We start from the raw sequence: 26,261 nt of genomic DNA on the forward strand, positions 1-26,261 counted from the left end.
CTGATACACTTCCCCCTAACTGAGGTCCAGATCGTTGGCCTGATGAGCACGGCGCTTGGCGGCAAGCTGCTGATGCACCAGGTCCTGGAGATAAAAATTTGACGCCCGAGAAATCAGGCTCCGATGCGTCCGACGCAGCTGGGCTCCCGCAAAAATCCGATGACGAGATTCCAGATACGACTGGATTTTCCGCGCTTTCGCTATCTAGCGAGAGCGAACGTGACGACAGCGATCGGCAGCTCTACAAGCGCAACGACAATGGTTCAAAGCCGTTCGTGAACCGGGCTTCGCCGCGGGGAGAGGGCCGTGACGAGCGGCGCGAGCCGCACGCTATTTCGGTGTCGTCGCTTGCGATCAAGCCGCCGGGTGGCGAACAAATTTACGGCGCGCTCGACCTTGGCACCAACAACTGCCGGCTGCTTCTGGCGCGGCCGTCGCGTCGCGGCTTTCGCGTCGTCGATGCATTCTCGCGCATCATTCGTTTAGGCGAAGGCGTAAGCCACACGGGCCACCTTTCAGAGCTTGCGATGAATCGCACGATGGAGGCGTTGAAAGTCTGCGCCGGCAAGCTGCATCGCCACAATGTGACGCGCACCCGTCTCGTGGCGACCCAAGCCTGCCGCGTCGCGGCCAACGGTCCTGATTTCGTCGCCAAGGTAAAGGACAGCTTCGATCTCGATATTGAAATTCTGACGCCGGAAATGGAAGCGCATCTGGCGGTCGCCGGATGCGCAACGCTCATCGATCCGAGTACTGATTACGTGCTCGTGTTCGACATCGGCGGCGGCTCGTCGGAGATCATCTGGCTCGACCTGACACGGCTCGGAACCCGTCAGGACGCGCTGAGCGGCCGCGGCGATGTCGACGACGCCATCGTCGCCTGGGAATCGCTTCCCGTCGGAGTCGTTACGCTGGCTGAGCGCTTCGGCGGTCGCGAGGTGACGGCGGAGAGCTTCGCCGCCATGTCCGCGGCGGTAACGAAGCTGCTTCTGCCGTTCGAGGCGAAACATAACTTCCGCGCGCGTACCGCTGGCAAGCCCGTGCACTTTCTCGGCACCTCCGGCACGGTTACGACGATTGCCGGTGTCATGCTCGGCCTCGACCGCTACGACCGCAAGCGTGTTGATGGTATTTGGCTCGGCACGCACGACATCGAGAATGTCACGTCCGAGCTTCTGGCGCGCTCCTACGATGAACGCGTGCTGCAGCCGTGCATCGGCCGCGAGCGCGCCGATCTCGTCCTTGCGGGCTGCGCCATCCTCGATGCCATCATGCAGCTTTGGCCCGCCGATCGCCTGCGCGTCGCCGACCGCGGGCTGCGTGAAGGCATCCTGATGCGAATGATGATGGAAGATGGCGTCTGGCGCTCCAGCCGCCGCCGTCGCGGGCGCGGCAAGCGCGGGAAGGGTGCACGGTAGTCGTGAGCGGCAAAAGTAATAACGGCGGTGCCGGCGGCAAGAAGGGCGGCGTCGGTGGCGCCCATTCAAGCTTGAGCGGCGGCCAGCGGCAGCTTCGCACGACGGTCAAGACTGCGCGCAAACGCTCCGTCTCGTCTGCCCGCTGGCTTGAGCGTCAATTGAACGATCCCTACGTCGCAGCGTCGAAGCGTGAGGGTCTGCGCTCCCGCGCGGCCTTTAAGCTGCGCGAGATCGACGCCCGCTATCATTTCTTGAAGCCCGGCCAGCGGATCATCGACCTCGGCGCAGCGCCGGGCGGCTGGTCGCAGGAAGCGGCAGAGCGGGTGAAGGCAGCCGACGGGAAGGGCCAGGTCGTCGCCATCGACTATCTGGCGTTCGAGCCGATCCCCGGTGTCGATATGATTGAAATGGATTTCACCGATCCGGGCGCCGAGGAGCTTTTGAAATCCCGCCTGCGGGACGGCCGTGCCGATGTCGTGCTCTCCGATATGGCGGCGCCGACAGTCGGTCACGCCAAGACCGATCACTTGCGCATCATGGGCCTCGCCGAGGCGGCCGCCGCCTTCGCTGCAGAAGTGCTGGAGCCAGGTGGCGCTTTCCTTTGCAAGGTCTTCCAGGGCGGCACCGAGCGCGACTTGCTCGACATGCTGAAGCGCGATTTCAAGGTCGTGCGCCACGTGAAGCCACCTGCTAGCCGCGCTGAAAGCTCAGAGCTTTACGTTCTGGCGACGGGATTTCGGGGAGAGGGGGCGGCCGACTAAAGCTGTTTCGGCTCTTTCCGACGCCTCGTCGCGATCTGCTTTCCCTGCCGCCGTGGGCTGGGGAAACGCTGAACGCACCCGCCGACGGCTCTAACTCAGAAGCAAATCCTATGGGGGCGTTGAACCCCGTGGGCGCCTCTTTGCTCCTCTTCCGCGACACGCGTATGACGAGACAGGCCTTTTCGCGCCACTTTTTGCACGCCGCTTGAATTGGTTACCATCATCCCCATTTGACGCGGCCAAGAACGCTTCCAAGTCGGAAATCTTGGTGATATAGACCCCGCGACAGTGTTCCGCCCCAGGGGGCCTGAACGTGTCGCCCCCCAAAATCTGGAGAAGTCGGCATGACTTCGAGCCTATCCGCGCTCGATTCGGCGATCGCGCTTACCTTTGACGACGTTTTACTGGTGCCGGGTCCGTCCGACGTCATGCCAGGACAGACGGACGTCTCGGCCCAGCTGACCAAGAGTATTCGGCTGAATATCCCGCTGCTGTCGTCCGCCATGGATACGGTGACCGAAGCGCGCCTCGCCATCGCGATGGCCCAGGAAGGCGGCATCGGCGTTCTCCATCGCAACCTCACCATCGAGGAGCAGGCCCGCCACGTCGCACAGGTCAAACGCTATGAAAGCGGCATCGTCCTCGATCCGGTAACGATCGCGCCGCAGAAATCTCTGCGTGATGCCCTGACGCTGATGGCGGAGAAGGGCGTGACCGGCGTGCCGGTCGTCGATAGCGGCCGCGAAGCGCCGGACGGCAGCGCCGGCAAGGGCAAGCTCGTCGGCATCCTGACCAACCGCGACGTCCGCTTCGCCACCGACCTCGACCAGCCCGTTTCGAAGTTCATGACGAAAGACAATCTGGTGACCGTCAAGCGCAACGTGTCGCCGGAGGATGCCAAGAAGCTTCTGCACAAGAACCGCATCGAAAAACTGATCGTTGTTGACGATCAGGGCAACTGTATCGGCCTCATCACCGTCAAGGACATCGAGAAGGCCGCCAAGCATCCGAATGCCTCGAAGGATGCCCAGGGACGCCTTCGCGTCGCCGCCGCGACGACCGTCGGCGAAGACGGCTTCGAGCGCACCGAACGTCTCATCGCGGCCGGTTGTGACGTCATTGTCGTCGATACCGCACACGGACATTCCATTAAGGTCATCGACGCCGTTGCGCGCATCAAGCGGCAGTCGAACAGCGTGCAGGTGATTGCCGGAAACGTCGCCACGGCCGACGCGACGAAGGCGTTGATCGACGCCGGAGCCGACGCTGTGAAAGTCGGCATCGGTCCGGGCTCGATCTGCACCACGCGCATCGTCGCGGGTGTTGGCGTGCCTCAGCTCACCGCCGTGATGGAATGCGCCAAGGAAGCCGCCCGTTATGGCGTGCCGGTGATCGCCGACGGCGGCATCCGCTTCTCCGGCGACATCGCCAAGGCCGTCGCCGCTGGCGCCTCGTGCGTGATGATCGGCTCGCTGCTTGCGGGCACGGACGAAGCGCCGGGCGAGACCTATCTCTATCAGGGCCGCACCTACAAGTCGTACCGGGGAATGGGCTCCGTGGGTGCCATGGCTCGCGGCTCGGCCGATCGCTACTTCCAGGCCGAGGTCCGCGATACGCTGAAGCTCGTTCCGGAAGGCATCGAAGGCCAGGTTCCCTACAAGGGGCCGATGGAAGCTGTCGTTCACCAGCTTGTCGGCGGCTTGCGCGCGGGCATGGGTTATCTTGGAGCCAAGACCATTCCGGAACTGCAGAAGCGTGCCAAGTTCGTTCGCGTTTCGCCCGCCGGCATCCAGGAAAGCCACGCCCATGGCGTCATGATTACGCGCGAAAGCCCGAACTATCCGGGCGTTGGCAGGTAGTCTATTGAGACCAGATCGGCTGCGCCAACCTGCGAGGACCACATCATGACAGTCATGGACTTTCTGCTGCCGGTCTTCGTTGAGGTGCTGCTGATCTTCGTGCTGATGGGTCTGATGGGGCGGGCGCGGCTCGGCAGCATCGCTCGCGGCGAAGTGAAACCGGAGGACGTCGCGCTCGACAGCCGGAACTACGGCCCGCGTGCGCGGCAGTTCGGAAACAGCTTCTCCAACCAGTTCGAGCTGCCGCTGCTGTTCTTCGCGTTGATCGCCTTCCTTCTGATCACGCGCGTCGGCGACCTGCTGCTACTCGTCCTGGCCTGGGTCTTCGTGCTCTCCCGCATCGTCCACGCCTACATCCACACGACGAGCAACGATGTCATGTGGCGCACGCGCGTCTATTCGCTGGGTGCCGTCGTCCTTTTCATCATGTGGCTCGTCTTCGCCATCAAAATTCTGATTGGCATCTAGAGATGTTTTTCCAATGAAAGCCGGTGCTCGGATCGCTGCGGCGATCGAGGTCTTGGAAGCGATCATCAATCGCTACCAGCCCGTTGCCATTGCCTTGACCGATTGGGGCAAGGCCCATCGTTTTGCCGGGTCCGGCGACCGCAACGCCATCGGCGGCCTCGTCTATGACGCCATGCGCCGCCGCGCGTCGATCTCCTGGGCTTTCGGAGAGGACACGCCCCGCGCGCTCGCGCTCGGCGCCGCCTCTTCTGCGTTGGGCCTGACGCCGGAAGCCGTCATCGCCGCGTGCGATGGCTCCGATCACTCGCCGCCACCACTAACCGAGACCGAGCAAGCCGGGCTGACACGCCCGCTCGACGGCGCACCGGCCCACGCGCAGGCCGACATTCCCGAATGGCTCTGGCCGTCGTTCTCCGATCAGTTCGGCGCCGACGCTGTCGCCGAAGGCCAGGCCATGGCCCGCCGTGCCCCGGCCGATCTTCGCGTCAACACGCTGAAGTCGACGCCGGAGAAGGTTCTGAAGGCGCTCGCGAGCTTCGGCGCCGAGCCATGCGGCCTGTCGCCGATCGGCATTCGCGTGCCCCCGCCCGTCGGTGCGCAGCGCACGCCGAACCTCCAGGCTGAGGCTGCCTTCCAAGCGGGCTGGTTCGAAATCCAGGACGAAGGCTCGCAGATCGCCGCGCTGCTGTCCGGCGCCGGACCGCGCAAGCAGGTGCTCGATCTCTGTGCCGGTGCGGGCGGCAAGACGCTCGCGCTTGCGGCCCTGATGCAGAACACCGGTCAGATCTATGCCTACGATGCTGACCGCAACCAGCTTAAGCCGATCTTCGAGCGCATCAAGCGAGCGGGTGTCCGCAACGTTCAGGTGCTGCGTGCGGGCGACGAGGTGGCGGTTGATGCCCTCGGCCCGCGCTTCGATGTCGTCCTCGCGGACGCGCCATGCACCGGAACTGGAACCTGGCGCCGCCGACCGGACGCCAAGTGGCGGCTGAAACCGGAAGCATTGAAGGCGCGGATGGCAGAGCAGCAGTCCGTGCTGAAGCGGGCCGCGAGCCTCGTCAAGCCGGGCGGCCAACTGCTCTACGTGACGTGCTCAATTCTTCCCGAAGAGAACACTGGGCAGATCGCGTGGTTTCTTGAAGGCAACGCCGACTTCTCCGTCATCCCGACGGCTGAAGTCTGGAAGGCGGCGTTCGCGAGCGAGCCTCCGCCGTCGGCCGACGCGCGCACCGACACGTTGTTGTTGACACCCCACCGGCATGGCACCGACGGGTTCTTCATTGCGGCACTAGGCCGAAAGGCATAACCGAACTTTCGGCGGATTGATTTGCCGCCGGGGATCGTCGCCTTGAAGCGCGCGGACAGATTTCCTCAGCACGCAAACTGCTGCGGGAAATGTTTGTCCGCCCGTTACGCGCTGACATAAAATGTGAGCGGATTACTTGGGGCCACCGCCAAGAAACTCCGTTGACATCACAAACCTTCAAACTATCTCATCAGGCGTTTGCCGCTGGCTCGCGGCAGATCGAGGGACCGCGGCTTTGTATGCGTATTTCACGCCGTGCCCACGCTCGTGAGGCCAATTGAGGTCAATGAATGAGCGGTAGGCCCCACTCCTTCCTCTCCCCGAAATGCGAAGTTCGTCCCGCACCGGATCGCGGCGGCCATACCGTCGTCGCCCGGCACGCAATCGCCAAAGGCGAATTGATCGTGGTCTGGAGCGGAACGCTCGTAACCGGCGAGGAACTGAACGAAATGCCTCAGACCGTGAAGCGCTATTCGCTTCAGGTCGAGGAAAACCAGTATCTGGTCTCGCTGTCGGACTGCGAGCCGCCGGATTACGTCAACCATTGCTGCGATCCGAACTCCGGCCTCTCAGGCCAGATCACGCTCGTGGCGATGCGCGATATCTCGCCCGGCGAAGAGATCACCTACGACTACGCCATGAGCGACGGCTCGCCATACGACGAGTTTGCGTGCTCGTGCGGTTCGCCACACTGCCGTGGCCACGTGTCGGGACAGGACTGGATGCGCCCGGATCTCTGGCGGCGATACGCAGGATACTTTTCGCCGTATCTCCAGCGCCGCATTCTGGCCGGTCAGGCGCTCACGTCGCTGGCTGCGAGGCGGCGGCGATCGCTTCGCAAATCGGCGGCCGAGCCGATCATCATCCCTGGCTAGTAGCGCGTCGCGTGCGCTACTCCTGACCGCCGAGCTTCCGGTCGACGTGAGCGTCGAACGTCCGGTAGTCGCACGTGATTTCTTCCCCGGCGCGAATATCCCGCGAGGCGATGTCGTAACCCTCGATCGAGCCGGTCTCGTGCACGCCCTCGGTGTTCGGCTCGTCGGCGTGGTTCATGAAGCGGGCGTTGTCGGCGCAAAGCACGAACATGCCACTGGCCTCGTGGAGATAGACGTGGTCGAGAAGGTTGGCGCGTGCGACCTCCGGCAGGCTTTCGATCTCGTCTTCCGTCAGCAGCCGATCGAAGTGTGCCATGAAGCGCCATGTCACGGTGCCCTTGGGAACGTCTTCCGCCGCAAAGAGCCCGATCCCGGCAATTTCGCTCAGACCAAGCCGGGTCTTTACCATCAGCATGAAATACAGTCCTTTCGATCATCGCGACGAAACCAATCGGCGTGCTCAACGATATGCATGCGCCCGTGTGAGCGTCAGTATTCGGTTCTGGTGAAATTGGGAGCTTCGAATTTGCGAAATCTAGGGTCGCTTGTCGTTTTCGCGGCATTGGTGGCGGCAGCCGCATCATCCGGGTCGGCTTTTACGCCGGGGGAGTGGTACGCCGCGCTGAATAAGCCATCCTGGACGCCGCCGAACTGGGTTTTTCCTGTCGCTTGGACAATTCTGTACATCCTGATCGCGATCGCTGGTTGGCTGGCTTGGCGGGCGGGCGGATGGACGCCGGCCATTCGGGCTTGGGGTGCTGGGCTTGTCCTGAATGCGCTGTGGTCATACCTCATGTTCGGACGCCACGACATCGCGCTCGCGCTTGTTGATCTTTGCGCGCTCTGGGCCACAGTCATTGTCTTTATCATTACGGCTTGGCCCATCAGCCGCAGCGCGAGTTACCTGTTCCTGCCCTATTTCGCCTGGGTAACTTTTGCGGGTGCCCTGAATTTTGCCGTCTGGCAAATGAACTAGGACTTTTCATTTTCTGCCCCGCGGCGGATGGAGCGGGATGGGCTGTCGCAGGCGGCTCGAATTGGCGGGCGTTGCGACATGCCCCAACTTCGCGTAGGGGAAGGCCCTGAAGAAAGGGCCCACCCACTTTGACCGATTCCGTCCTCATCATCGACTTTGGCAGCCAAGTAACGCAGCTCATCGCACGACGTGTGCGGGAGGCGGGCGTCTACTCGGAAATTCACCCGTTCCAGAGCGCCGCCGAAGCGTTCCAGAAGCTGAAACCGAAGGCTGTGATTTTATCGGGCGGCCCGGCGTCTGTCACCGAGGCGGACTCGCCGCGGGCACCGTCGGCGGTGTTCGAAGCAGGCGTGCCGGTGCTCGGGATTTGCTACGGCCAGCAGACCATGGCCGAACAACTCGGCGGCAAGGTTGAAAGCGGCCACGACCGCGAATTCGGCCGCGCCTTCCTCTCAATTGCGACGCCCAGCCCCCTGTTCGAAGGCGTCTGGTCGAAGGGCGAGCGCTATCAGGTCTGGATGAGCCACGGCGACCGCGTCACCAGTCTGCCGGAAGGTTTCGAAGTCATCGGCACCAGCGATAACGCGCCATTCGCCGCCGTCGCGGACGAGAATCGCCGCTTCTATGCCGTGCAGTTTCACCCTGAGGTCGTTCACACGCCCGACGGCGCCAGGTTGATCGCTAATTTCGTGCACAACATTGCAGGTCTGAAGTCCGATTGGACGATGTCGGCCTATCGCCGCGAAATGATCGCCAAAATCCAGAAACAGGTCGGCAAGAGCCGCGTGATTTGCGGGCTTTCAGGTGGCGTCGATAGCGCCGTCGCCGCCGTGCTGATCCATGAAGCGATTGGCGACCAGCTGACCTGCGTATTCGTCGATCACGGCCTGATGCGGCTCGGCGAGGCGGACGAAGTCGTCGGCCTCTTCCGCGATCACTACAACATTCCGCTCGTGCACGTGGACGCGTCGGAGCAGTTCTTAAGCGCGCTCAGCGGTGTTTCCGATCCCGAGACGAAGCGCAAAACCATCGGCAAGCACTTCATCGACGTCTTCGAGGCCGAAGCCAAGAAGATCGGCGGCGCGGAGTTCCTGGCCCAGGGTACGCTCTATCCGGACGTCATCGAAAGCGTGTCGTTCACCGGCGGCCCGTCGGTCACGATCAAGTCGCATCACAACGTCGGCGGTTTGCCCGAGCGCATGAACATGAAGCTCGTCGAACCGCTGCGTGAGCTGTTCAAAGACGAGGTGAGGGCGCTGGGCCGTGAACTTGGCCTGCCGGAAGCCTTCGTCGGTCGGCACCCATTTCCAGGGCCGGGTCTTGCGATCCGCATTCCCGGCGAGATCACCCGCGAAAAGCTGGACATCCTGCGCAAGGCCGACGCTGTTTATCTCGACGAAATCCGCCGCGCCGGGCTTTACGATGCGATCTGGCAGGCGTTCGCCGTTCTGCTGCCTGTGCGCACTGTTGGCGTCATGGGCGACGGCCGCACCTACGACCACGTTCTCGGCCTGCGCGCCGTCACATCCGTCGATGGCATGACCGCCGACTTCTTCCACTTCGACATGGCGTTCTTGGGCCGCGTCGCCACCCGCATCATCAACGAGGTCCGCGGCGTCAACCGCGTTGTCTACGACGTCACGTCAAAGCCGCCCGGCACGATCGAGTGGGAATGACCGACAGCCGATAGCTGCCGGTTGCCGCTCATGCCGCGAAATTGGTCGAGCGAGAAAGCGCTTCCCATGCGCCGATTTCGGTTTGCATGTCTCCAAGCTTCTGTTCGACCAGGCCCAGGGCATCGTCGCCGAGAAATAGCCGCGTCGGCGGGTTTTCGGCATTGACGAGTGCAAGCAACGCTTGGGCAGCCTTTGCCGGATCGCCAGGCTGGTTGCCACTCTTCGCCTGCCGTGCCGTACGGATCGGATCCATGACGCGGTCGTAGTCGGCAATGCTTCGTGGCGTACGGTCCATCGACCGGCCAGCCCAATCGGTTCGAAATTGTCCAGGCGCGAGCGCCGTCACACGGATGCCGAATGACGCGACTTCCTTGCCGAGCGCTTCCGAGATGCCTTCAAGCGCAAATTTGCTGCCGCAATAGAAGCTGATCCCCGGCATCGTGATGAAGCCGCCCATCGAGGTCACGTTGATGATGTGACCACGCCGGCGTTTTCGCATGCCGGGCAAGACCGCTTTGATCATCGCCACCGGACCGAACACGTTGGCGGCAAACTGCCGTTGCAGATCCGCGATGGAGGATTCCTCCAGCACGCCCTCATGGCCGTAGCCTGCGTTGTTCACGAGCACGTCGATCGGACCGGCACGCCGCTCCGCCTCGGACACGGCGCCGGGCACAGCATCGTACATGGTGACATCGAGCACGATGGGATGCGCAAGGTTCGGCGCAAGAGCAGCAAACGCGTCGGCGTCTTCCGCTCGTCGCACGGTGCCGATCACACGATGTCCGGCTTCCATCGCACCTTTCGCAAAGGCTCGGCCCAGACCAGAGCTGACGCCGGTGATGAGGAAGGTCTTAGGTTCGGTTGCTGACATACGAATAGCTCCCACTAGCAAACAATTTATATCATGATATAGTTTGCCGATGACATCTCGCAAGAGCTCAAAGTCAGCCAGCCCGCGGGGCGAGCAGGTTCGCCACCGTATACTCGATGCCGCCGAACACTTACTGCGCCAGGGCAATGCCGAGTTTTCAATGCGCGATCTCGCGGCTGGGGCCTCCGTCAGCTTCGCCACGCCGTTCAACCAATTCGGCAGCAAGCTTGCGATCATGCACGCGCTTTCGGGGCGACGCATTGACTCGATGGAAGCGCTGCTGAAAAGCGGCTGTCCGGCAGGCGACGCGATTGATCGCGTGTTCTTCGCCAACGACGCCGCGGCATCCGTGATGGTGCTGGAGCCGGTTGTGAACCGGGCTGTCATGGGGTCGCTTGGCGCCCCCAGTTCTACGCCGGGAACGGTCTTGGAGCGCTCCGCGAACCTATGGGCGACGGCCCTCGGTCGTGGCGACGGCCTGTCGGGGGCTCATCGAGCTGAAGCGCTCGACATTTTGCCAAAGCAACTCGCGTTTGGATTTCGCGGAGTTTTGTCCTTTTGGACGGCGGGCGAATTGAATGACGCCGATCTCGCGCCCGCGGCGAAACGGGTGGCCGCGACGCTCATGCTCGGCTTCGCCGATCCACGTCGGCGTGCAGCGCTGATCCAAGCCGCGATCCCTCATGCAAAATAAAGAATTGACATACTGATCTACTAGAAGGTAGACAGAAGCTATGAGCAACGTATCAACCACCGCTGACGATATTCTGGCCTGCGCACGCACTCTCATTATCGCAGGGGGCTATAACGGCTTCAGTTACGCCGATATCGCCGACGTTGTTGGCATTCGCAAGCCAAGCATCCACCATCACTTTCCGAGCAAAGTCGATCTCGTCCGCACGCTCGTGTCCCGTTATCGCCAAGAAGCCGAAGTCGGGATTGCTGAACTGGAACGGAATATCTCGGATCCTGTCGAATTGCTGCAGGCGTACACTGGGTACTGGAAGGAATGCATCACAGATGCCAGTGCCCCCTTCTGTGTGTGCGCTCTGCTCGCAGGCGAACTTCCCGTGCTTCCAGAAGAAATTGCACTTGAAGTGCGGGGGCATTTCCGCGCGCTATCGACGTGGCTCACATCCGTCTTTGAGCGTGGGATGCAGCTCGGCAGCCTTCGGCTCTCAAGTTCTCCGCGCGTAGAGGCTGAGGTCTTCATAGCCACAATTCACGGAGCCATGCTTTCCGCGCGAGCCTATGGAGATCCACAAGTCTTCGGGCAGATCACCGACCCGCTTCTCGACCGAGTTTCCGTTCGGCACTGAGGCGTCCTGTGAAGGATCAGGGGGGCCTCACTGAATTCACACGACGAGGCAGAAAGTCGAACTCTTTTACCGCCGCTATTTTGCTTGCTTAACCTACCAACTAGTAGAAAGGACGTCAGTATGTCTACTCAATACGCGGAGATTTCCGCCGTCACCGAAGAGCGTTGGCTCAAGCAATACTATTTTATTCGAGGTGCGTTTTCGGTGCTGTGGGTCGCGTTGGCTCTGACAGCCGGACAGCAGGGAGGCGCGATCGCTGCCGCTTTGCTCATCATTTATCCGGCGTGGGATGCTTTGGCGAACTATGTCGACGCGGCGCGGAGCGGGGGCCTTGGGCAAAATCGCACGCAGGCCATTAACGTTTTCGTCAGCGTCGCAACGGCGGCGGCCGTGGTCGTGTCGTTGCAATCTGGCATGAGTGAGGTGCTCGGCGCTTTCGGCGTTTGGGCGATCCTTGCTGGCTTGCTTCAACTCGGGACGGCGCTTGGCCGCTGGAAGACCTACGGCGCACAGTGGGCGATGGTTTTGAGCGGCGCTCAGTCGGCAGTGGCCGGAGGGCTCTTCATTTCGCGCTCGACGATGGCCACGCCGCACTCGATCAGCGACATTGCGGGTTACGCTGGCGTGGGTGCGGTTTACTTCCTGATTTCGGCAGGGTGGTTGGCCGTTCGGGACTGGCGCAACAAGGCCGCATGACGGCTATCGCTTCGGCGAGTCGCCAATATGAGCGTCGATCCAATAGCTGACGATGTCGATGACTTTGTCTTCGATGCCATAGTAGCCATGCGGACTAAGAGAGCCGCATGCGCGGTTTGATCGATCGATGCCGCCGCTGACTTCGACGACGCGGACATCAGGAGAATGGATCATCGCTGCGGCGGTCTTAGTGGCGTCGCTCGGAGGCGCCACGTCGCAGCGATCATCCTTGTTGGCAACAATGAGCGCAGGCACGTGAATATCATCCAGGCCTGCATCGAATACGGTCTCATGGCTGCCGCCACGCACCGAAACGGACTCTGTCAGAATAACCCCTGCAATCGTACCGGCTGGTGCGTGTGCTGCTCCGTTGGCCGCCGCAATGGATCCTTGGCTCGTACCAAGGAGAAACACCGGAAGCGCGCCCTGCGTCCGGGCATATTGGATCAAGTCTTCCACGACGGCCGCGTATTCCGGAGAACTTCGCGCACCGCGTAAACTTTCACGATTGATCCAGTCGGGTATCAACACGGCGTAGCCTTTAGCCAACCACATATCGCGCGTTCTAACCACGAAGTTGTGACCATGACGGATATCGCCGTTGCGCGCTAATCCGACATCCCCCGCGCCTCCCGGCAGCATGACAATCGTGGCGCGCGGTGAGGGCGGCGCGACGTAAAGAGTATGCTGATGCTTACCGGAACTAAGCTTCAAATCGATGATACGTTCGCTGCTATTATCGGCGTCCGCCAAAGCCAGCGTTGAGAGAACAAGCGCACAGATTGTGGCCAAGCCCCAAGACGGGATGAATGTCTTTATCGTCATCGTCGAAAAACAAGTACCGGGCTAATGGAACAGCGTGATTGCCGTGGTCGCCAGCTCTGTGCCACTCTGAGCATGAACAGGAACTGGACGACACGCAAACGCCGCCGATCCGATTGATATCCGATGAGTTCGCCGAACATTCTGACCGACGCAGAGCCCGCCAACGCGTCGGATCGCACACGGCGCATGCGCAAGCTTGCCGTTACGCTCTTGGTGCTGGCGGGTTGCGTCAATTATTTTGACCGCGCCGCCCTTGCCGTCGGCAATCCGGAAATTCGCGCCGAGCTTGGACTGTCCTACAGCGAAATGGGCTTGTTGCTGTCGGCTTTCGCGTGGAGCTACGGCCTCGCGCAAATTCCCGCCGGCGTGCTCGTCGATCGATTCGGCCCTCGCAAAGCCCTCGGCGTCGGAATGGTGCTTTGGTCGTTCGCGCAAATCGCCGGAGGCCTCGTTCATTCGTTGCACCAGTTTCTCACCGCGCGTGTCGCGCTGGGCCTCGGCGAGTCGCCGATGTATATCGGCGGCACGCGGGTCTGCGCCGACTGGTTTCCGCTGAAGCGCCGTGCGCTCCCGATTGCGATCTTCAATTCATCATCCGCGCTGGCACCTGCCTTGGCGCCGCCGATCTTGACGATGCTGATGCTCGCGCACGGCTGGCGCGTGATGTTCATTATCGCGGGCCTTGCCGGTTTCGTCGTTGCGGCGCTTTGGATGATCTATTATCGCGCCCCGAAAGATGCTGGCATTCCCGCAGCCGACATCGATGAAATACATCGCGATGACGGCGCTGCGATCCCGCACGTCGGCTGGACGCAAGTTCTCTGGCTGCTGCGCTTTCCGACGACGTGGGGCATGTTCCTCGGGTTCTTCGGCGTCGTTTACATCTCGTGGCTCTACGCGACCTGGTTGCCAGGATACCTAGAGATTGCGCGCCATCAGTCGATCGCGAACGCCGGGATCTGGTCCGCGATCCCGCTCGCGGCAGGTTTTGTCGGTGCCGTCGCTGGTGGGGTGATCTCTGACCGGCTTGGCCGCCTCGGAGGCATCGATGCCGCCGGCACCTGCCGATTGCCCGTCATCGTTGGATTGATCGTCGCCGGAATTGCTACGATCGCTGCGGTCTACGTCGCCGACTTGTGGACGGCGATCGCGCTCATGTCGCTCGGACTTTTTGCGGCCAACGTCGCTTCAAGTTGCGGTTGGGCACTTGCCGCCGTGATCGCTCCGGTCAACGCCGTTGCGACGCTCGAAGCGATTCAGAACGTCGGCGGCTCCGTCGGCGGATCGCTGGCGCCACTCGTGAGCGGCATCCTGCTTCAGCATTCAGGCTCGTTCGTGCCTGCATTCGTGCTCGCGGGCGCTATAGCGTTTGCCTGCGCTGCAATCTATTGGTCGATGACTCAGAGGAGAATTACGGCGCCCACCTAGTCCGAATAGGCGTATTGGCAGCGCCCTAAGAACAGGGCCGGCAATATCGGGACCATTTACAGGATGAGAAGATGCGCGACGTCGCGATCTTCTTTGCAAGGTCTGATTTTAAGAAATCGCCCCGCAGCCGCTAAGCTACGAGGCGATTGATCCGAGAGCGTGTCGGACGATTACCAGCCGCGTCGGCAGACATAGAACTTCCGCTTCCAATAGTAATCGCCGGTGGCGAGCCAGCGGTCGTAGAGATAGCCGCAGCCGACGCCAGTATTGGCGATAATGATCCCGGGCCTCCGATGATGATGGAAGAAGTGGTTGTGCATGGAGTTATTATGCATGTGCATTTGCATATGCTTTCCGCCCGCGTTCGCGGCCGAAATGCCGCCAGTCAACGCGGCGACTGCAACGACTGCGGCGAGTGCAAAGGACGTCTTTGACATAGGTATCGTTCTCCGTGAACAGAAGTTCGTTTTGCCAAAGCACGGGGGTGTGTTTTGGCAATCCAGAGCGCTGCGCGCTCAGGAACGGAGAATTGACAGGTGCGAGGGTGACCAACAGTTCCGGCTGGAACACAGCTCACGAATTCCGTTGCGACGTCATTTCCTCAAGCGCAGCGACTCGAGCCACCGGTGCCTGCCCGAACGAAGTCACGATAGAGCCGTGGCCCACACACGGATGTTGTGGTCAGGTGACAGGGAATGACCGCTGAAGCCTTAGGGATGCTCGGCAAAAATTTCCGCGACTTCGAGCCCAGTGGCATCGCGCGGTAGCGAGAAGAAGTTGGCCTCTTTGCCCAACGCCTTCTCCAATTCGCGCTGGAACGTCATCCGGTCGAGTTCGATCGTGCCGAACTGCCGAAGGTGATCCGTCACGAATTGCGTGTCGAGCAGCGTAAATCCACCCTTGATGAGACGCGCCGCGAGATGCACCAGCGCGATCTTCGAGGCATCACGCTCCGTCGAAAACATGCTTTCGCCGAAGAACGCGCTTTTCAACGCTACGCCGTAAAGTCCGCCGACCATCTTGTTGCCGTTCCAGACCTCGACCGTGTGGCAGGCACCAAGATCGAATAGCTCGCGATAGAGCGAACGGATTCGGCCGTTGATCCAGGTCGACATCCGCCCGGCGCGCGGAGCGGCGCAGCCGTCGATGACACCGTCATAATCGTTGTCGACCTTGACGGTGAATGGCGTGGTGCGGACCGTGCGCATGAGGCGTTTCGGGATATGTAGGCCGTTGAGCGGTAGCACACCGCGCTGCTGCGGCTCGATCCAATAGAGCGCGGGATCGTCGGCACTTTCCGCCATCGGGAAAATGCCACAGCTATACGCCTTCAGGAGAACCTGCGGCGTAATCTCGAACATCGGGTCGTCGCGCGACGCCATGCTGCCACTTGCCAAGCGAACTCTCGGACGCGCGCGGAACATGTCGCGCAGAGGCAAACCTTACTTCATCCCCAGATATTTTTCGAGCCAATGAATATCATAGGCCCCATCGACGATATCCGGCTCTCGGACCAGATCCTGGAACAATGGGATCGTCGTTTCAATCCCATCGATCACGAACTCGGCCAGAGCGCGGCGTAAACGCATCAACGCGTCGTTGCGCGTCTTGCCCGTCACGATCAGCTTGCCGATGAGGCTGTCGTAGTAGGGCGGGATGCGATAGCCCTGGTACACGCCGCTGTCGACGCGCACGCCGAGGCCGCCCGGCGGATGCCAATAAGTGATCTGGCCAGGCGAAGGCCGGAAATCCTTGGGATTTTCAGCGTTGATGCGGCACTCGATGGCATGCCCGCGAAGCTCGATATCGTCCTGCGTGAAGCTTAACGGCAGGCCGGCCGCAACGCGGATTTGCTCCAGCACAAGGTCCGTGCCGGTGACCATCTCCGTTACAGGATGTTCGACCTGCAACCGGGTGTTCATCTCGATGAAGTAGAATTCGCCGTCTTCGAACAGGAACTCCACTGTGCCGGCGCCGCGATATTTCAGCTTGCGCATCGCATCCGCAACGGTCGAGCCGATCTTCTGGCGCTGAGCCGCATTGAGAGCAGGCGAGGGGCTTTCTTCGAACACCTTTTGATGCCGCCGCTGCAGTGAGCAATCGCGCTCGCCCAGATGCACGGCATTGCCCTTGCCATCGCCGAACACTTGGATCTCGATGTGGCGCGGCTTCTGCAGATATTTCTCGATGTAGACGGAATCATCGTTGAAGGCCGCCTTCGCTTCGGACCGCGCCGTCGAAAGCGCGACGCCAAGGTCGGCCGCGGTCAATGCGACCTTCATGCCCCGCCCGCCGCCGCCAGCAGCGGCCTTGATGAGCACGGGAAAGCCCATCTCCTTGGCGACCTTCATCGCCTCGGTCTCACTCGTCACGGCGCCCGCGGATCCCGGAACAACCGGAATGCCGAGCTTCTTCGCGGTCTCTTTCGCCTCGATCTTGTCACCCATGATCCGGATGTGTTCGGACGTCGGACCGATGAACGTGATCTTGTGCTCTTCGAGAATTTCCGCGAAGCGCGCATTCTCAGATAGAAAGCCATAGCCCGGATGCACAGCATCCGCGCCGGTGATTTCACACGCCGTCACCAGCGCCGGAATGTTGAGATAGCTGTCGCGCGCAGGCGGCGGACCGATGCACACGCTCTCGTCGGCCAGACGGACGTGCATGGCGTCGGCATCTGCGGTCGAGTGGACGGCGACCGTTGCAATTCCAAGCTCGCGGCAAGCGCGCTGGACGCGAAGCGCGATTTCTCCTCGGTTGGCAATCAGGATTTTATCGAACATTTGGACTCCGGGCGCTTTTCACCGCCGTATGCGGTGCGCGCTCTATTCTATGATGATCAGCGGCTCGCCATACTCGACCGGTTGCGCGTTCTCGACGAGGATGGCTTTGACCGTGCCGGCGCGCGGCGCGGGGATCTGGTTCATGGTCTTCATCGCCTCGATGATCAGCAGCGTGTCGCCCTGATTGACCTTGGATCCGACTTCGCAGAATGCCGGTGCACCGGGCTCCGGCGAGCGGTAGGCCGTACCGACCATCGGCGATTTGACCGCGCCAGGATGCTTCGAAAAATCACTCGCACCCGTCGCCGGTTTCGCTTCGCTCGGCGTCGACGCTGCGGCTGCAACCGGCGCAGACATGTAAGCCTGCGGCGCCGCGGCCGTGATCGAGATTTTCTTGGCGACGCGGATCTTGAGGCCGCTTTTCTCGATTTCGATTTCCGTCAGACCCGTATCGTTCAAAAGCTCGGCGAGCTCGCGGATCATCTGACCTTCGGCGCTTCCCATTTTCGGCCCTTGGTCTTTTGCGCTCATCAGTCCCGTGTCCTCGATATTTAGTTGGCGTGCGTCTTATAGCCTAAGCTCTGGCCCCAACGTCACGCTTTGCCTGTGGATTTGTTCAGAATGTCGGCCATTGCCTCGATCGCGAGTTCATAGCCCTTGGCGCCGAGCCCGCAGATCACCCCCGTCGCTGCGAGCGAGATGTAGGAGTGCTGACGAAACTCGTCGCGCCGGAAGATGTTGGAAAGGTGCACCTCGACGACCGGCAGGCTGACGGCCTGCAACGCATCGAGAATGGCGACCGACGTGTGCGTATAGCCCCCGGCATTGATGATGATGCCCTTGGCCTTTCCGCGCGCCTCCTGCACCCAATTGACTATTTCGCCCTCGATATTCGATTGCCGGAAGTCGATGGCGAGCCCGTTCGCCGCTGCCACTTTTTGGGTGCGCACGCGCAGGTCGTCGAGTGTCTCGCGGCCATAGACTTCGGGCTCGCGGACGCCGAGCATATTGAGATTGGGGCCGTTAAGAACGTAAACGAGGGAGGTCATGTCAGGAGGCCGTTAAGGCACCGAGCTGATGCCCGACGCCGATTGTGAAGGAGGCCCAGGGTCTATCAGCTTTCGTCGAATGCGCAAAGTGCGCGGCGATGGCCGCGCACTGCAATGTGTCTTTGATGTTAAATGTCTGGTATAGAACGAGAATTTTCGGCCACTCTCAGCACATGTTGCAGCCGGTCTTGCGGTAGCCGCTGACGAGCGCCTCAAGCTGGTCGTGCAGGTCATCCGGCGCGCCGGGCACCGACTTGTCGCCGACCAGGAAGTGCGGCGTGCCATTGACCCCAAGCTGCTTGGCAAGCAGCAGGTCGCTCTGCAACTCGTTCTTGACGTCGTCGCCTGCCATGTCGGCCTTGACCTTATCCATGTCGAGACCGAGGGATTCCGCGATCTTCAGCGCTGAAGCTTCGTTGGCAACGCCCTTGGAGCCCAGCATCGCTTGATGGAACTCCCAGTACTTGCCCTGGCGCTTGGCGGCCAGCGCGACCTTCGCGGCCTCGATTGAGCCCGTCGACAGGATCGGCAGCTCCTTGAAGACAAAGCGAACCTTCTTGTCGTCGTGGATCAGCTTCTGCACTTCCGGCAGGCCGTGTTTGCAGTAACCGCAGTTGTAATCGAAGAACTCGACGACAGTGACGTCGCCATTGGGATCGCCGGCAACAGAGCTGTCAGGGGCGCGATAGATCTGCTTGGCGTTCTTCGCCATAAAGGCTTTGAGTTTGGTTTCCTGCTCTTTTTGGGACTTCTCATCCAGAGCGTTCTGCACCTCGAACATCACTTCGGGGTTCTTGATCAGATAGTCTCGGATGATGTCGCCGAGCGCCTTTTTCTGCTCGTCAGTGAACACCTTGCCGCCCGCGGTGGGCGCAATGGTGTCGGCGCGCGCGGAGCTATTTCCGAAATTCGATGCTGCGAGTGCCGCGAATGCCAGGCACGCAAATCCGAGCGCGATGACAGAGAGCTTTTTGCCGGCGGAAGCCGCGCGCGCTCTGTTACGGTCAGGAGACTTCTGGGTCATGGATTTGATCTCATTTTTCGATAAAGCAGCCGGCTGCTCAGGTTTGCGGCTTGTAGTTAATGATGTCGTCGTTTTTCAACCACTCGGGCGAGCCTGCTCGTAATTTCAGTTGGGCTCGTTTAGCGAAGACCTGTGCGTCTTTTATGTTCCCTTCGTTGAAGTAGGCCTGGGCCGTCATGGCGTCGGCTTCCGGACCCCGTCCCTGCTTATAATAGATATTTGCGAGCAGCCTGTAAGCATGGCCATTTTCCGGGTCTTCGATAAGGGATTTCCGCAATAGATCGATAGCCTCTTTTTGCGCATCGCTGCCCTTGAGGCTTTGGACCGCTGTGGCCAGTTCGACCATGATTAAAGGACTGTTAGGCGCCAGTTTCAGGGCTTGCCGCAAGCTCGGGACCGCAGGCGCGAGTTTGCCTGATCGCATAAGGAAATCGGCCCGAAGTTCGTAAAAGTACGGGTAATTTGGGTTTTCCTTGATCATGCTGTCGGTCTGCTGGACCGCCGATTCCAGCGCACCGCCGCCGCCGCGAAAGAATGTCGCGATGGCCCGTGCATAGCGCGCCGGCAGCGTCTTATTTGAGTCAGGATAGCGATTGAACACGGTCGCGGGCGATTCCAGATAGCCCGAAAGCTTCGCCCGCATCAGGTCGTGGCGAAGCTGCAGCGACGGAGGGTCTTTCTTGTTGAAATACGGACTGGTGGTTGCGAGCCTGCTGAGCCGGTCGAGGCGTTCGGCTGACAGAGGATGCGATCGAATGAACGGGTCCTGGAACTGATCTGATAGATATTCCTGTTCCTTGAACCGCTCGAACGTGTCGAGCATGCCTTTGCCCGACTGTTTCGTGGCCGTGAGATACTTGATCCCCGCCTGATCGGCCGCCGATTCCTGCGATCGCCGCTCGGCCAGAAGCCCCTTGAGAATGACGCTGCTGCCGCCCTGCAAGAGAGCAGCGCCGCCTTGTGCCGTCTCGCGTCCTCCGTCTCCGCCTGTGACGCCGCCCGCAACCATGGCGCCAATGCCGAGAACCTGCGTCAACAGAGCGCGTGTTTGATCCTTCGCGATGCGCGAGCGGAGCGCCGCCATGTGGCCGCCCGCGATATGACCGCTTTCATGCGCGATGACGCCGATCACTTCATTCGGCGTCTGGGCCTGCATCAGCGTGCCGGTATTTACGAACACATTCGCGCCGTCGAGAACGAACGCGTTGAAGGCTTCATTGTTGATGATGCGGACGGTCACGCGGCCGCCGCCGAAACCCGCCGCTTCAAAAATCGGTTTGGAATAATCCTGCAGCAACGCTTCGATCTCGGCGTCGCGGATCAGCGGCAGTCCCTGCGCTCGGGCGCCGTTGGCTAATGTCAACAGCGATGCGATGAGCGCAACGATCCAAATCGTCAAACTTCGGGCGTTGGAATGCGCCGGAAGTGACTTCCAAAATATCGGCATTCGCAGTGCCCTGATCTCGACAAGCGTTTCGAGACGCCACGCACAATCAAAGTATGCGCCAACCCTATTTGGGTCAAATGCGTTGCTACGATGTGCTTATAAACATTCACGAGTTTAGGGCGTCAGCATGGCGGCAAGCGCTGCCGGCGGCGCTAGTCCGAAGCAAGATAGGCAAGTAGCAGCTTGGATTTTGGAAAGGGGGCCGAAGCAAGCGATGCCTCGGCCCTTCGTCTGTTTATTCGCCGCCGAACTTGCGCTGCCACCAGCCCTTGCGCTGCGGTGCAGCCTGAGCTTCGGCGTCGCCAGCCGAGCCTTCATCGTCCGGTCGGACAACAACGCGCTCGATTCGCGGCTCGCTGGAGCCGATCTCGTGCCGACGACGCGGTGCCGCCGCAGGTGCTCTGTCCTCGGCGGTGGCCGGAACTTCGGCGGGCATCTCAACAGCCCGCTGAGGTTCTTCCGTCGCAACCTCGGATGCCGTGCCTTCGAGCATCACGACTTCATCCGCGTCTTGCGCCTTCGAGGGAACGTCCCAAAGCCGTTGTTGCCGCGGAACCTTGAGTTCCGGCTGCTCGATAGCCGTTGCCACATCTTCCGACGACAGCGCCTCGGTGATGTCTCCACCGTTTGACCACGTCTCCGGCTGGGCAGCCTCGGTATCGCCGTCGGCGTTCCCGCTCTCGAGTTGTTCGTGATCTTCGCCTTCGGCGACGCCGTTGGCATCATCGGCATGCATCGGGCCGCCTTCACGATTGCGGTCCCGACCGCGACGGCCACCGCGGCGTCCACGCCGGCGCCGCCGGGCGGGCTTTTCGCCGTTGGCGCCGTTTTCGCCGTGCTCACCGAGTTCCCCTTCCTCGGATGCCGGTTGGGCATCGAGGTCGTCCTCGTCAACTGGTCCTTGTTCGCCTTCATCATCGTCGTGCGGCTGCGGACCTGCCGCAAATCCATGATCGTCTTCGCCGCGCGGTTCTGAACTGAAACGCTCGCGGCTTTCGCCACGATCGCGTCCTCCGCGACCGCGACGCCGCCTGCGCCGCCCGCGACGGCCGCCGGCCTCATCGCCCTCGCCACGACCATTCTCACGGGCCACGGTATCTTCGTCGCCGTCATCGACGTGCGATGCGGTTTCAATCTCGCCGCCTTCGAATGTCGGTGCTTCTTCCTCACCGTCGAAGCCCCAGTCCATATTGACGGCAGCACGTTCGACACGACGCACCGGAACGGCAGGGCCGCCGCGCTCGATGGTGAAGTTCGCACCCTGCACGCGATCGCTACCGAGTACCGTCACCGAGTAACCGTGGCGATGCTCCATGTCGGTGACGTAGGCGCGCTTGCTGTTCAGAATGTAGAGTGCAACCGGCGGCGTCGTCGTCGCGGTCAGCGGACCTGTAGCACCCGCCGTGATCGCATCCTCAAGGCCACGCAATACGGCGAGCGCGATGCTCTCCGTCGAGCGGATGATGCCAGTGCCCTGGCAGTGCGGACACTGTGACGTCGAGCCTTCCAGCACGCCCGTTCTGAGACGCTGGCGCGACATTTCCATCAAGCCGAAATGCGAGATGCGGCCGAGCTGGATTCGCGCCCGGTCGAAACGAAGCGCATCCTTCAGGCGGCGCTCAACGGCGCGGTTGTTGCGCTTCTCCTCCATGTCGATGAAGTCGATCACGATGAGGCCCGCAAGGTCGCGCAACTTCAGCTGGCGCGCGATTTCGTCGGCAGCTTCGAGATTGGTCGCAAGTGCCGTTTCTTCGATCGAGAATTCGCGCGTCGATTTTCCTGAGTTGACGTCGATCGCGACGAGCGCTTCCGTCTGGTTGATGACGATGTAGCCGCCCGAACGCAGCGTCACCTGCGGCTGGAACATGGCGTTGAGCTGCCGTTCGACGCCATAGCGCGTGAACAAGGGCGTCGGCTCACGATAGGCCACGACGTTTCTCGCGTGGCTCGGCATCAGCATCTTCATGAAGTCGGCGGCTTCCTGGTGCCCCGCTTCGCCGGCAACGACGATTTCCTCGACATCCTTGTTATAGAGGTCGCGGATCGAGCGCTTGATGAGGTCGCCTTCTTCGTACACGAGGCTCGGCGCCGTGGACTGCAGCGTGAGATCACGCACGCTCTCCCAAAGGCGCAGCAGATATTCGAAGTCGCGCTTGATTTCCTGCTTCGTGCGCGCCGCACCGGCCGTGCGGATGATGAGGCCCATGCCCTCCGGAACCTCGAGTTCCTGTGCAATGGCCTTCAGGCGGCGACGGTCCTGCGGGTTGGTGATCTTGCGTGAGATGCCGCCACCACGGGCGGTGTTCGGCATCAAAACAGTGTAGCGGCCGGCAAGCGACAAGTACGTCGTCAGCGCTGCGCCCTTGTTGCCGCGCTCCTCTTTGACAACCTGCACCAGAATGATCTGGCGGCGCTTGATAACTTCCTGGATCTTGTAGCTGCGCGGACGGCGACGCTGACGTTGCGGCGCTTCCTCGTGGAACTCCGCGCCCTGCGAGTCGTCAATCTCGCCGCCATGATGGTCGTGATGGTCGTGGACATGCGGCTGCTCGGCATGGTGCTCATGCTCATCATGCTCGGAGCCATGATCGTCGTTGGCATGAACGTCCGAACCGCCTTCGCCCTCGTGGTGATGGTCGTGATCGTTGCTCTCGTCGTGCGCGTGGTCGGCGTCCGCCTCCGCGGCAGGCTCGTCCGCCGATGCGCTTGCTGCAAGATCGGGATTTGACTCGCCGTTATCTGCCGCTTCGGCTTGGACTGGTTCGGAGACGACGTCATCGTCCGGCATCGGAACGGCGACGGCCAAGACCTTGATCGGCTCTTCGTCTTCGTCGCCACCAATCTCTTCGATGTGCTCATCGTCTTCTTCGACATCGACGATGTGCGTGGATTCGCCGTCCTCAGAATCCTCTGAGGACTGTTCCGCGAAATCGTCGTTCGTCGCTTCCCCTTCAGCGTGAGGGGCGGTCGACCCACCGCCGCGTGTCGAATTTCTGCGGGCAAGCGCCTCCGCGCGCCGGTCGGCGGCGGCTTCGAGCTCGGCTTCAGCGGCAGCTTCTTCATCGAGAAGCGCCTGACGGTCGGCGACCGGAATCTGATAGTAGTCAGGATGGATTTCGTTGAAGGCGAGAAAACCGTGCCGGTTGCCGCCGTAATCGACGAAAGCCGCTTGTAGCGACGGCTCAACGCGCGTCACTTTGGCGAGATAGATGTTGCCGCGCAGCAGTTTCCGAGCGGCGCTTTCGAAATCGAATTCCTCTACCCGGCCGTTGCGTTGGACCACGACCCGAGTCTCCTCGGGATGCGTGGCATCGATGAGCATTTTCGTATTGGACATAGGTTATTTTCCTTGGCGCGCCGGGGCGGCGGCTCGCATCTCGAACCGGAATTGCCGGAACGGATCGCGAGGATCGCGCTGTGGCGCGTTCTTTTGGTTGATTGTGCTGATGGAACTGGCGGCCGAGCCGCTGTCTGCACCATCCCGTTCCCCGATGCGCGCGAGTGGCGCGCAGGGACGCATGCGAACGCCGGGTGGATCGAGATCCCGTTGGCGCTGTCTTGGATGATGCAAGCTGTCGTCATGGCCTGTCGTCTATGACCCAGCTGCGTGTCCAGAATTGGGGGACTTCAGGCTGGGGAGAAAAATCCGACACCCTGCGGCGTCGTGGTCGATCAATTTTGGGCCGCCCAGCAATTCGCGCTTTTACCCGACTGACAAACCGGGGCGACCGGCACAAAGTAAGTTCACTCCGACAATGAGCCGCCGGGGGCTCGGAAGTCAAAGCTGCGAAACCTGCTGAGCGACGTTGATACTCCCCGTGCGCTTGCCTCGAGCAGGTGCCATCCGTGCTGGCCCAATTACCTGTGAAAGCAGAGCTTTGCCCCGCAGCAGGCCGACTGGGTTCTGCAGGCGCCTGTTCAACCTACGCCACTTAGGCGTGTGTCTCGGGCGCCACCGAATACATTTCAAACTTTACGAGGTCGATCCTTCGCTGGCAAGTGCTATAAAACTGGCGCGGGATCGACAACGTGAGGCGGTAATGGTCCTTTTATATAACGAATGAAAACAAAGATTTAACGGGGTATGGGGATCGGGCAGACAAGACGAGCAAGGGGGAAAATTCGGCAATGCGCCCGCCCGGGAAACCTTTGGTGAACATTCTAGCAGCAGTAGCAACCGTGCTATGCCTGTTGCTTGGGCGGCCCGCTATGGCGGCCGATGCGCTCGAAACCCACCTGACGGTGACCGGCCGCTCGACGATTTTCGAGCTGACGATGAGCGAAGGCGTGACTGCACAGGCTTTTACGCTCGCGAGCCCCTACCGTGTCGTCATAGATCTGCCCGACGTCAGTTTTCGGCTGGACCCTGCGGCAGGACAGAAAGGGGCGGGACTTATCTCGGCGTTCCGCTATGGCCTTTTCGCGTCGCATAAATCGCGCATCGTGATCGATACCAAAGGCCCCGTTGTCATCCATTCCGCCAACATGACGCGGATCAAGGGATCGTCAGCCGTAAAACTCGCCATCGCCCTTATGCCGACCGACGCAAAATCGTTCGGCGGCGGTACGGGCGCGGGAATGGCCGCGGCCTCCCAGGAGCCGAATTTCGAGAGCGCCTTTGAGGCCCCGCCCGATAAGAAGCAGCCCAACGCCAAGCCCGTCATCGTGATTGATCCGGGCCACGGCGGTATCGACCCCGGCGCCATCGGCCCCAACAATGTAAATGAGAAAACGATTGTTCTTGCTGTTGCTATGCAACTCAAGGAGGAGCTGGAGAAAACTGGCCTCTACGATGTCAAGATGACCCGCCACGACGATGTTTTCGTCTCTCTCGACGACCGCCTCAAATTTTCCCGCGCGGCCGGAGCCGATCTCTTTATCTCACTCCACGCCGATTCCATCGAGACGGCCGCCAGCAGCATTCGCGGTGCCACCATCTACACGCTGTCCAGCAAAGCGTCCGACAAAGTGGCGCGGATTGCGGCCGAAAAGGAAAATGCCTCGGATCTTTTGGCCGGCATCGAAAATTTCGACGAAGGCAAAGACGATCAGGTCAAAAGTATCCTCATCGACCTGATGAAACGTGAAACCTCGAACTTTTCCTCAGATTTCTCGCAGCTTCTGGCCAAACACCTGCGCAAAAAGATTACGATGTCGCGTGTGCCCCGCCGCTCAGCTGCGTTCAAGGTGCTGAAGCAGACGGATTCGCCGTCCGTACTCGTGGAACTGGGGTATATCAGCAATCGCAACGATGAGGAGCAGATGCTGACACCGGAATGGCAGTCGAAAGTCGCCGACGCGATCACCGGTGCGGTGCAAATTTACTTCAACAAAAGAACGGCCTCACGCCCTTGAGGATCCTCGTCCATCCTCGGACGACGTGCTGCCACATTCAGTGCTAATGTGCGAATGTTCTGAGGGGATTGCCATTGCTGCGGCGCGGCAATAGACGTAACCGCCTCATTCGGAAAAATTTA

General features: G+C 61.0%; 24 protein-coding genes. 13 read left to right on the plus strand and 11 right to left on the minus strand.

Annotation, left to right across the window (positions count from 1 at the left end):
* The first annotated feature begins 98 nt into the window (after window positions 1–98).
* The 6 genes from RLW55_RS10495 (at window position 99) to RLW55_RS10520 (ending at window position 6,687) form a co-directional block, all read left to right on the plus strand.
* Window positions 99–1,418 carry a Ppx/GppA phosphatase family protein gene (locus RLW55_RS10495; RefSeq protein WP_423414135.1) on the plus strand — a complete coding sequence of 440 codons (1,320 nt, stop codon included), beginning with the start codon at window positions 99–101 and terminating at the stop codon, window positions 1,416–1,418.
* Between the two features lie 2 nt (window positions 1,419–1,420).
* Window positions 1,421–2,179, plus strand: a complete 759-nt coding sequence (locus RLW55_RS10500) for an RlmE family RNA methyltransferase (protein WP_423414136.1) — start codon at window positions 1,421–1,423, stop codon at window positions 2,177–2,179.
* A gap of 344 nt (window positions 2,180–2,523) precedes the next feature.
* Window positions 2,524–4,038 carry an IMP dehydrogenase gene (guaB, locus tag RLW55_RS10505; protein ID WP_013948830.1) on the plus strand — a complete coding sequence of 505 codons (1,515 nt, stop codon included), beginning with the start codon at window positions 2,524–2,526 and terminating at the stop codon, window positions 4,036–4,038.
* A gap of 45 nt (window positions 4,039–4,083) precedes the next feature.
* Window positions 4,084–4,506 carry an MAPEG family protein gene (locus tag RLW55_RS10510; RefSeq protein ID WP_423414137.1) on the plus strand — a complete coding sequence of 141 codons (423 nt, stop codon included), beginning with the start codon at window positions 4,084–4,086 and terminating at the stop codon, window positions 4,504–4,506.
* A 13-nt stretch (window positions 4,507–4,519) separates the two neighbouring features.
* Entirely contained in the window at window positions 4,520–5,812 is a 1,293-nt protein-coding gene (locus tag RLW55_RS10515; RefSeq protein ID WP_423414138.1) for an RsmB/NOP family class I SAM-dependent RNA methyltransferase, read from the plus strand.
* 290 nt (window positions 5,813–6,102) lie between these two features.
* A complete protein-coding gene (locus tag RLW55_RS10520; protein ID WP_423414139.1) occupies window positions 6,103–6,687 on the plus strand; it encodes an SET domain-containing protein in 585 nt (194 codons plus the stop codon).
* Between the two features lie 16 nt (window positions 6,688–6,703).
* On the opposite strand, the gene RLW55_RS10525 is transcribed toward RLW55_RS10520, so the two are convergent.
* The gene (locus tag RLW55_RS10525; protein ID WP_423414140.1) at window positions 6,704–7,102 is read right to left on the minus strand and encodes an SET domain-containing protein; all 399 of its coding nucleotides are present in this window, start codon (window positions 7,100–7,102) and stop codon (window positions 6,704–6,706) included.
* Window positions 7,103–7,213: 111 nt separating this feature from the next.
* Between RLW55_RS10525 and RLW55_RS10530 the strand changes: the two genes are divergently transcribed.
* Together RLW55_RS10530 and guaA are read left to right on the plus strand one after the other, a co-directional pair.
* Entirely contained in the window at window positions 7,214–7,663 is a 450-nt protein-coding gene (locus RLW55_RS10530) for a TspO/MBR family protein (RefSeq protein ID WP_423414141.1), read from the plus strand.
* A gap of 128 nt (window positions 7,664–7,791) precedes the next feature.
* Window positions 7,792–9,339, plus strand: coding sequence for a glutamine-hydrolyzing GMP synthase (gene guaA / locus RLW55_RS10535; protein ID WP_423414142.1), 1,548 nt, complete (start codon window positions 7,792–7,794; stop codon window positions 9,337–9,339).
* Between the two features lie 28 nt (window positions 9,340–9,367).
* Here guaA and RLW55_RS10540 read toward each other — a convergent pair whose 3' ends face one another.
* On the minus strand, window positions 9,368–10,213 hold the full coding sequence (locus RLW55_RS10540) for an oxidoreductase (RefSeq protein WP_423414143.1): 846 nt from the start codon (window positions 10,211–10,213) through the stop codon (window positions 9,368–9,370).
* Window positions 10,214–10,262: 49 nt separating this feature from the next.
* Here RLW55_RS10540 and RLW55_RS10545 point away from each other — a divergent pair, with 49 nt between their 5' ends.
* From RLW55_RS10545 to RLW55_RS10555, 3 genes are all read left to right on the plus strand, one after another.
* Window positions 10,263–10,907 (plus strand): TetR/AcrR family transcriptional regulator, encoded by a 645-nt coding sequence (locus RLW55_RS10545; RefSeq protein WP_423414144.1) that lies wholly within the window; start codon window positions 10,263–10,265, stop codon window positions 10,905–10,907.
* Window positions 10,908–10,947: 40 nt separating this feature from the next.
* Window positions 10,948–11,532, plus strand: a complete 585-nt coding sequence (locus RLW55_RS10550; protein ID WP_414463529.1) for a TetR/AcrR family transcriptional regulator — start codon at window positions 10,948–10,950, stop codon at window positions 11,530–11,532.
* Between the two features lie 120 nt (window positions 11,533–11,652).
* Window positions 11,653–12,228 carry a DUF308 domain-containing protein gene (locus tag RLW55_RS10555; protein ID WP_423414145.1) on the plus strand — a complete coding sequence of 192 codons (576 nt, stop codon included), beginning with the start codon at window positions 11,653–11,655 and terminating at the stop codon, window positions 12,226–12,228.
* Between the two features lie 3 nt (window positions 12,229–12,231).
* Here the strand turns inward: RLW55_RS10555 and RLW55_RS10560 are convergent, their stop codons facing one another.
* Entirely contained in the window at window positions 12,232–13,053 is an 822-nt protein-coding gene (locus RLW55_RS10560; RefSeq protein WP_423414146.1) for an alpha/beta hydrolase, read from the minus strand.
* A gap of 123 nt (window positions 13,054–13,176) precedes the next feature.
* On the opposite strand from RLW55_RS10560, the gene RLW55_RS10565 reads away from it, so the two are divergent.
* Window positions 13,177–14,481: an MFS transporter gene (locus RLW55_RS10565; RefSeq protein WP_409560840.1), complete on the plus strand. Its 1,305-nt coding sequence runs from the start codon at window positions 13,177–13,179 to the stop codon at window positions 14,479–14,481.
* 170 nt (window positions 14,482–14,651) lie between these two features.
* Here RLW55_RS10565 and RLW55_RS10570 read toward each other — a convergent pair whose 3' ends face one another.
* The 8 genes from RLW55_RS10570 to RLW55_RS10605 all read right to left on the minus strand — a co-directional run bounded on the left by RLW55_RS10570 (window position 14,652) and on the right by RLW55_RS10605 (window position 24,121).
* Window positions 14,652–14,918, minus strand: coding sequence for a hypothetical protein (locus RLW55_RS10570; protein ID WP_414463525.1), 267 nt, complete (start codon window positions 14,916–14,918; stop codon window positions 14,652–14,654).
* A 273-nt stretch (window positions 14,919–15,191) separates the two neighbouring features.
* A complete protein-coding gene (aat, locus tag RLW55_RS10575; RefSeq protein ID WP_409560838.1) occupies window positions 15,192–15,863 on the minus strand; it encodes a leucyl/phenylalanyl-tRNA--protein transferase in 672 nt (223 codons plus the stop codon).
* A 60-nt stretch (window positions 15,864–15,923) separates the two neighbouring features.
* A complete protein-coding gene (accC, locus tag RLW55_RS10580) occupies window positions 15,924–17,264 on the minus strand; it encodes an acetyl-CoA carboxylase biotin carboxylase subunit (RefSeq protein ID WP_013948814.1) in 1,341 nt (446 codons plus the stop codon).
* Between the two features lie 42 nt (window positions 17,265–17,306).
* Window positions 17,307–17,795, minus strand: coding sequence for an acetyl-CoA carboxylase biotin carboxyl carrier protein (accB, locus tag RLW55_RS10585; protein ID WP_409560837.1), 489 nt, complete (start codon window positions 17,793–17,795; stop codon window positions 17,307–17,309).
* 62 nt (window positions 17,796–17,857) lie between these two features.
* On the minus strand, window positions 17,858–18,313 hold the full coding sequence (aroQ, locus tag RLW55_RS10590) for a type II 3-dehydroquinate dehydratase (protein ID WP_423414147.1): 456 nt from the start codon (window positions 18,311–18,313) through the stop codon (window positions 17,858–17,860).
* Between the two features lie 166 nt (window positions 18,314–18,479).
* On the minus strand, window positions 18,480–19,337 hold the full coding sequence (locus RLW55_RS10595) for a DsbA family protein (protein ID WP_414463522.1): 858 nt from the start codon (window positions 19,335–19,337) through the stop codon (window positions 18,480–18,482).
* Between the two features lie 37 nt (window positions 19,338–19,374).
* The gene (locus RLW55_RS10600; protein ID WP_409560834.1) at window positions 19,375–20,784 is read right to left on the minus strand and encodes a M48 family metalloprotease; all 1,410 of its coding nucleotides are present in this window, start codon (window positions 20,782–20,784) and stop codon (window positions 19,375–19,377) included.
* A 235-nt stretch (window positions 20,785–21,019) separates the two neighbouring features.
* Window positions 21,020–24,121: an Rne/Rng family ribonuclease gene (locus tag RLW55_RS10605; RefSeq protein ID WP_423414148.1), complete on the minus strand. Its 3,102-nt coding sequence runs from the start codon at window positions 24,119–24,121 to the stop codon at window positions 21,020–21,022.
* 815 nt (window positions 24,122–24,936) lie between these two features.
* Between RLW55_RS10605 and RLW55_RS10610 the strand changes: the two genes are divergently transcribed.
* Complete coding sequence (locus RLW55_RS10610) at window positions 24,937–26,139, plus strand: N-acetylmuramoyl-L-alanine amidase (RefSeq protein WP_423414149.1); 1,203 nt, start codon at window positions 24,937–24,939, stop codon at window positions 26,137–26,139.
* The last annotated feature ends 122 nt before the right edge of the window (window positions 26,140–26,261 follow it).

It is taken from the genome of Hyphomicrobium sp. B1, assembly GCF_049532635.1.
Lineage (GTDB): Bacteria > Pseudomonadota > Alphaproteobacteria > Rhizobiales > Hyphomicrobiaceae > Hyphomicrobium_B.